Source organism: Pseudonocardia pini (assembly GCF_013870575.1).
Classification (GTDB): Bacteria; Actinomycetota; Actinomycetes; order Mycobacteriales; family Pseudonocardiaceae; genus Pseudonocardia; species Pseudonocardia pini.
Genome location: NZ_JACBXB010000316.1, coordinates 1 through 6,046 on the forward strand (window position 1 = coordinate 1; position 6,046 = coordinate 6,046).

At 74.5% G+C, this 6,046-nt stretch carries 8 protein-coding genes; 5 read left to right on the forward strand and 3 right to left on the reverse strand.

The features are described 5' to 3' along the window. A partial coding sequence (locus H5J29_RS18020; protein WP_281376032.1) for a thiolase family protein occupies nt 1-736 on the reverse strand: 736 nt, incomplete at its 3' end. Nucleotides 737-820: 84 nt separating this feature from the next. Here H5J29_RS18020 and H5J29_RS18025 point away from each other — a divergent pair. Further along, a complete protein-coding gene (locus tag H5J29_RS18025) occupies nt 821-1,702 on the forward strand; it encodes a LysR substrate-binding domain-containing protein (protein WP_181782121.1) in 882 nt (293 codons plus the stop codon). A 12-nt stretch (nt 1,703-1,714) separates the two neighbouring features. Here the strand turns inward: H5J29_RS18025 and H5J29_RS18030 are convergent, their stop codons facing one another. Both H5J29_RS18030 and H5J29_RS18035 read right to left on the reverse strand, forming a co-directional pair. Next, nucleotides 1,715-2,275, reverse strand: a complete 561-nt coding sequence (locus H5J29_RS18030) for an isochorismatase family protein (protein ID WP_181782122.1) — start codon at nt 2,273-2,275, stop codon at nt 1,715-1,717. Between the two features lie 10 nt (nt 2,276-2,285). Beyond that, nucleotides 2,286-3,527, reverse strand: a complete 1,242-nt coding sequence (locus tag H5J29_RS18035; RefSeq protein ID WP_181782123.1) for a PP2C family protein-serine/threonine phosphatase — start codon at nt 3,525-3,527, stop codon at nt 2,286-2,288. A gap of 105 nt (nt 3,528-3,632) precedes the next feature. Here H5J29_RS18035 and H5J29_RS18040 point away from each other — a divergent pair, with 105 nt between their 5' ends. The 4 genes from H5J29_RS18040 to H5J29_RS18055 all read left to right on the forward strand — a co-directional run. After that, a complete protein-coding gene (locus tag H5J29_RS18040; protein WP_181782124.1) occupies nt 3,633-4,211 on the forward strand; it encodes a TetR/AcrR family transcriptional regulator in 579 nt (192 codons plus the stop codon). A gap of 29 nt (nt 4,212-4,240) precedes the next feature. Beyond that, entirely contained in the window at nt 4,241-4,888 is a 648-nt protein-coding gene (locus H5J29_RS18045) for a maleylpyruvate isomerase family mycothiol-dependent enzyme (RefSeq protein WP_181782125.1), read from the forward strand. A 3-nt stretch (nt 4,889-4,891) separates the two neighbouring features. Continuing rightward, the gene (locus H5J29_RS18050; protein WP_181782126.1) at nt 4,892-5,635 is read left to right on the forward strand and encodes a hypothetical protein; all 744 of its coding nucleotides are present in this window, start codon (nt 4,892-4,894) and stop codon (nt 5,633-5,635) included. A gap of 154 nt (nt 5,636-5,789) precedes the next feature. Next, nucleotides 5,790-6,046 (forward strand): RNA polymerase sigma factor (locus tag H5J29_RS18055; protein ID WP_281376033.1); only part of this gene is annotated, 257 nt, incomplete at its 3' end.

The window sequence follows — 6,046 nt, forward strand, 5'->3', positions numbered from 1 at the left end:
CGTTGCCCGCCGTGATGGTGCCGTCGGGGCGGAAGGAGGGCGTCAGACCGCCGAGCCGCTCCGGGGTGGAGCCGTCCCGGATGCTCTCGTCACGGGCCGGCTCGACCCCCGGGACGTCGACGACCAGACCGTCGTGGAAGCCCGCGGCCCACGCCTCGGCGGCGAGCCGGTGCGAGCGCGCCGCGAACTCGTCCTGCCGCTCGCGCCCGATGCCGAACCGCTCGGCCAGCTGCTCGTTGCACTCCCCCAGCGACACGGTCCACTCCGCAGGCATCCGCCGGTTCACCAGCCGCCAGCCGAGCGTGGTCGACACCGCGGTCACGTCTCCGGCCGGGAACGCCCGGGCCGGCTTCGGCAGCACCCACGGCGCCCGGGTCATCGACTCCACCCCGCCCGCGACCACCACGTCCGCGTCCCCGACCTCGACCGACCGGGACGCCTGGATCGCCGCGTCGAGCGAGGAGCCGCACAACCGGTTCACGGTGGTGGCGGGCACCGAGGTCGGCAGCCCGGCGAGCAGCACGGCCATCCGCCCGACGTCCCGGTTGTCCTCCCCCGCCTGGTTCGCACACCCCCAGAACACGTCGGCGATCTCGGCGGGGTCCAGGCCCGGCGCCCTGGCGAGCACGCCCGACAGCGCGGTCGCCGCCAGGTCGTCCGGCCGGACCTCCGCGAGCGCTCCGCCGAAGCGTCCGAAGCGCGTCCGAGCGCTCGCGTACAGGTAGCAGGGGGTCATGCCGCCACCGTACGAACGCCCGACCCATCACGTCCAATACTCATTCAGCGCTCATCGATAAGGAGCATGCATAGAATCGCGGTCGTGGAGCTCCGACACCTGCGATCGTTCGTCGTCCTCGCCGAGGAGCTGCACTTCGGCCGGGCCGCCGCTCGGCTGCACATCGCCCAGCCCGCGCTCTCCCAGCAGCTCCGACAGCTCGAACACGAGGTCTGTGCCCGCCTCGTGGAGCGGACCTCCCGCCGGGCGGAGCTCACCGGACCCGGCGAGCTGCTGCGCGACCGCGCCCGCGAGATCCTCGCGACCGTGGACCGGACCGCGGCCGACCTCGGTCTGCTGGTCACGGGCCGGGCCGGGCGGGTCCGCGTCGGCTTCGTCGGCACGGCCACCTACGACGTCCTCCCCCGGGTCACCCAGCGCATCCGGGCCGAGCTCCCGGACCTGGAGCTGGACCTGCGCGGCGAGCTGCTGGGCCCGGCCCTGCTCGACGCCGTGCGCAGCGCCGAGCTGGACCTCGCCGTACTGCGGCCCGGCGGCCTGCCGCTCGACGACCTGACCGTCGCGACGCTGCGCGAGGAGCCCCTCGTCGCCGTCCTGCCCGCGGACCACCCGCTCGCCCGCCACCCCGAGGTGGACCTCGCCGACCTCGCGGGGACCCCGGTGATCACCCACCCCTCGGGCCGCCGCTCCAGCATGCAGCCGCTCGTCCTGGACACCTGCCGACGGGCCGGGCTCGATCCCGAGGTCATCGAGGTCGGCGAGACCGGCACGCTCGTGGTGTTCGTGGCCGCGGGCCTCGGTTTCGGGCTCGTGCCCGCCTCGGTCCGCGCCCTGCGGCTCGACGGGATCGCCTACCGCCCGCTCGCGGGCGAGCCGGTCCGCGTCCCCCTGGTCCTCGCCCACCGGCCCGGCGCCGCTCCCGCGGTCGAGCGGGTGGCGGCGCTGATCGGCACGGTCGTCAGGTGAGGGTCGCGCTGGTCACCACGTGACGTCGGCGGCGGGCACGACCTCGGTCGTCACCCCGGGGTACTCGGTGTCGGCGACGAAGAAGTTGGTGAACGCCACCATCTCCCGCGCGCCCACCGGCACCGTGGTGCCGTCGGGCAGGGGCAGGTCCCACGGACCCTCGTCGGTCGTGTGCCCGTCGGCGACCAGCACGGTGTCGTAGCCCTCGACCTGCGACCGGGCGGCGGTGCTGCGGATGCAGGCGTCGGTGGCCGCGCCGCACAGCACGAGCCGGGTCGCACCGAGCGCGTCGAGCCGGGCCTTGAGGTCCGTGTCGGCGAACGAGTCCAGGTACCGCTTGCCGAGCACGGTGTCGCCCGCGCCGGGCCGGACCGCCTCGGCGATCTGCCACGTCTCGGAGCCCGGCACGAAGGGTCCGGCCTCGTGCTGGAGCCAGATCACCGGGACGCCGTCGGCCCGCGCGCGGTCGATGAGGCCGCGGATGCGGCCGAGCACGCCGTCGCGATCCCAGCCCTCCGCGGTGTTGCCCTGCTGGACGTCGATGACGAGGAGCGCGGTCTTCCCATCGGTCATGGGTCGCACGCTAGCGAGCGCGTCCGACGGTGTCCGTCGCTCGTTCCCGGCCACCGAGCGACGGGCCGCCGTGCCAGTCGAGGCAGAGGACGGTGGCGTCGTCGCGCAGGTCGCCGCCCGTCGCCGTCAGCACCTCCTCGCCGAGGGTGTAGACCACCTCACGGGGATGCCGGTCGGCCGTGGCCGCGAGGAGCGCTTCGACGTCGACGGTCTCGGCGTTGCGTTCCAGGATCCCGTCGGTGACCAGCACGACCCGGTCCCCGGCACGCAGGTCGACGTGCTGCACGGCGAACTCGTGGCCCGCGTAGAGACCGAACGGGATGTCGACGTCGAGCTCGATCACGCCCACCTCGCCCCCGCGGACCCGGTAGGGCAGCGGGTGACCGGCGTTGACCACCGCCAGCCGGGCGCGGGCCCGGTCGACGCGGGCGAGCTGGCCGGTCACGAACTCGCCGGGGAGCGAGTGGGCGACGAGGGCGTCGTTGGCCGTGGCGGCCTGGTCCCGCAGGGCGAGCTGATGGCGACGACCGTTGCGCAGGCTGCCGACCAGCACCGTGGCGAGGAGGGCGGCGGTGACGTCGTGGCCGACGGCGTCGGTGATGGACAGGTGCAGGCTGTCGCGGTCCAGGGCGTAGTCGAACGTGTCGCCGCCGACGGCGTTCGCGGGCTCCAACCAGCCCGACACGGTGAACTGGCCGGCCTCGCACGTGAACGAGCTCGGCAGCAACCTGCGCTGGATCTCCGCGGCGAGGGAGAACGGCGCGCTGCGTTGCGCCCACTCGAAGAGGTCGGTGTGCCTGCGGGCACCGACCACGACGTAGGCCAGCGCCCGTGCCGCCGCGGCGATGCCCGCGACCGCGAGCTCGTCGGGGGTGACCGGCAGGTGCACCTCGACGACGCCCATCGTGTCCCCCCGGTCGGCCACCGGCACGATCAGCCGGCTCTCGCCCCCGACGGTCCGCAGGTCGGGCCGCTGTGTCCGCAGGACCCTCTCGTAGACGGTCCCCGACAGCGGCACGACGGGGACGTCCTCGGCCCCGCCCTGGTGCAGTCGCGCCGCGTTGGCACCCGTGCCGCCGAACCGGGCGACCGCACGCCCGCTGAGGTCGGTGATCCAGAACCAGACCTCCGCGGCGGACAGCATCTCCGCCATCGCGTCGGCCATGACGTCGATCGCCTCGACGGGCGAGGCCGCCTCGGCCCGGTCCAGGAGCTCCCGCAGGTCCAGCGCCGAGACCAAGGGAGACGTCATGCGCCGACCCTAATCCGACCCGGTCCACGACGCAGGGGGCACTCGGGCCGATCCGAGTTTGGACAACACTTGTTGTTCGATAGACTACAGATGTAGTCTCACCCGGTGAGGAACCGCCGCGACACCCTGCTCGACGCGGCCGTCCGTGTGCTCGGGGGCGGCGGGGTGCGGGCGTTGACCCATCGCGCGGTCGACGCGGAGGCAGGCCTCCCGGTCGGCTCGACCGCCAACCACTTCTCGACCCGCGAGGCGCTGCTCGAGGCGATCGTGGAACGGGTCTCGGCCCAGGAACGCGCGAACTTCGACGAGATCGCGCTCACCGCCTGCCCGACGACGCCGAGCGAGCTCGCCCACGTCCTCGCCACCGCCGCCACCGACGCCGCGAGCGTCCACCGGGACCTGACCCTCGCGCGCTACGCGATCCTCGTCGAGTCCGCCCACAACCCCACGATCAGGCAGCGCGTCGCCGAGACCGGCAACAGGGTCGGCGCCTGGTTCACGGCCTGGATGCGCCTGATCGGCTCCCACGATCCCGACCACCTGCACCTGGTCGGCGACTACGTCACCGGGCTGGTCCTGCACCAGCTCGCCATGCCCGACCCGGCGTTCGACCCGGCCGGCAAGATCACCCGCCTGCTCGAGTCCCTGGTCGGGCCCGGGACCACGGGCACCCGCCCGTCATGACCGGCACGCCGCCTGGACGGAGGACCCCGATGGACCGCACCGAGGCATGGACCGAGATCGACGCTCACCGGCACGACCTGGTGGAGCTCCTGGAGAGCCTGACCGCCGAGGACTGGCGCAGGCCGTCGCTGTGCGCGGGCTGGACCGTCCGGCAGGTGGCCGCCCATCTCGCGCTGCAGAACACCCGCTGGACGCAGCTGCCCCGCGCGGTCGTCGACCTGGCCCGCCACGGCGGCATAGACGGTGCGATCCACGCCGCGGCCTGTCGGCACGCCGAGCTGCCGGTGGCGGACATCGTCGGCGAGATCCGCGACCGCATCGGGGTCCGGCGGCCGCTGCCGACGGTGACCTACCGCGAGACCGCGATCGACTACCTCGTGCACGGACAGGACATCGCCGTCCCCCTCGGACGCCGCCTCCCCGTGCCGACGCGACTCGCCGCCCTCGCCGCCGACCGGGTGTGGTCGAGCAGGCGGATGTTCCACGCCGCCGCGAGGTTCGCGGGCTACCGCTTCACCGCCGACGACGTCGACTGGGCCGCCGGGCAGGGCCGCGAGGTCAACGGACCGATCGTCGCCCTGCTCCTGCTGTTCACCGGCCGCCCGGCCGCACAGGCCCAGCTGGCCGGCCCCGGCGCAGCCGACGTCCGCGCAGGCCGGACACCCTCGGCGGCGTGACCGATGCGCCCACCGCGCACGGCGACCCTCGGCCCCGCGGCCGTCGGGGTCACCGGCACCGCCCGGACCCCCGACGGCCGGATCCGGCCCTTCGGCTTCTTCGTCGAGGTCGTCCACTCCCACCTCCGCTCCCCCTGCGGTTCGCGGTGCCGGCGTCCCTCCGCCGCCCTCTGGTTGGAGCTGGTCTCCGCCCGACCGGTGACCTGGAACCTCGAGCGGTACTCGCGGGCGGCCTACCTGCTGGGCCGGTTCGCCGCGTCCTCGGCCGCCGCGCCGCTGGTCACCGCGGTCCACGGCGCACGAACGCCCCGCGTCGACGCCGACGGCCGGCTCGCCGGCGTCGTGCGGCCCGCCCTCTCGCGTCCGGGGGTCGACTTCGGCTTCTGCGGCCGGGCCCCGCTCGGCACCGACCTCGGCGGGCTCGTGCTCAGCGAGGTCCAGGCCGGACACCGACGCGTCGCCGACCTCCCCTACCTCGACGCCGCGTGCACGGACGCCTACCTGGCCGGCCTCGGGGTCGGGGGCGACACCGCGGAGTCCGCGCGTCTGCGGCGAGCCCACGATCCTCTCGACGGTCCGTCGGCACAGACCGGCGCACCGGGGCCGCTCTGCTCGCTCACGAGCGAGCCACCTCTCGCGGGGTGGCCGGGTCGCAGTCCTCGTCGAGGCGGTGCGGCCCCGGGTCCACCGCCAGGACCACTGCCGACAGCCGGCGCAGCGCCGCGGCCCGGTGAGAGGCCGGCCTGACGTCGCTCGGAGCAGGGTGAGGGTCCGTCGGCCCACAGGGTCGGCGGAACGGACGTAACGGCCGACGACGTCTCGGCGCTGAGGGCGTGACGGGCCGGGCGTACCGCCCCCCACGTTCGGCCCGTCATCGACCGGAGGTGGTGGAGTGCCCGCGATGGTGTGCCCCGAGGCAGCGACACACCTGGATCTCGACGCCGGGCTCGACGCCGCTCTCGACGCCGCCCGCTCGGGCGACGAGGACGCGTTCGTCGCGTTGTACCGCGACCTGCAGCCGCGGCTGATCCGCTACGCGACGGTGCTGGTCGGCGCCGACGCAGAGGACGTCACCGGTGAGACCTGGCTACACCTCGCCCGCGACCTGCGCCGCTTCGCCGGCGACCTCGACGGGTTCCGCGGCTGGGTCGCGACCAT

Bases quoted from the DNA above. Each gene is read 5' to 3' on its own strand.
- H5J29_RS18050 (WP_181782126.1), top strand. From the start codon at position 4,892: ATGCGCCCACCGCGCACGGCGACCCTCGGCCCCGCGGCCGTCGGGGTC.
- H5J29_RS18045 (WP_181782125.1), top strand. From the start codon at position 4,241: ATGGACCGCACCGAGGCATGGACCGAGATCGACGCTCACCGGCACGAC.
- H5J29_RS18035 (WP_181782123.1), bottom strand. From the start codon at position 3,527: ATGACGTCTCCCTTGGTCTCGGCGCTGGACCTGCGGGAGCTCCTGGAC.
- H5J29_RS18030 (WP_181782122.1), bottom strand. From the start codon at position 2,275: ATGACCGATGGGAAGACCGCGCTCCTCGTCATCGACGTCCAGCAGGGC.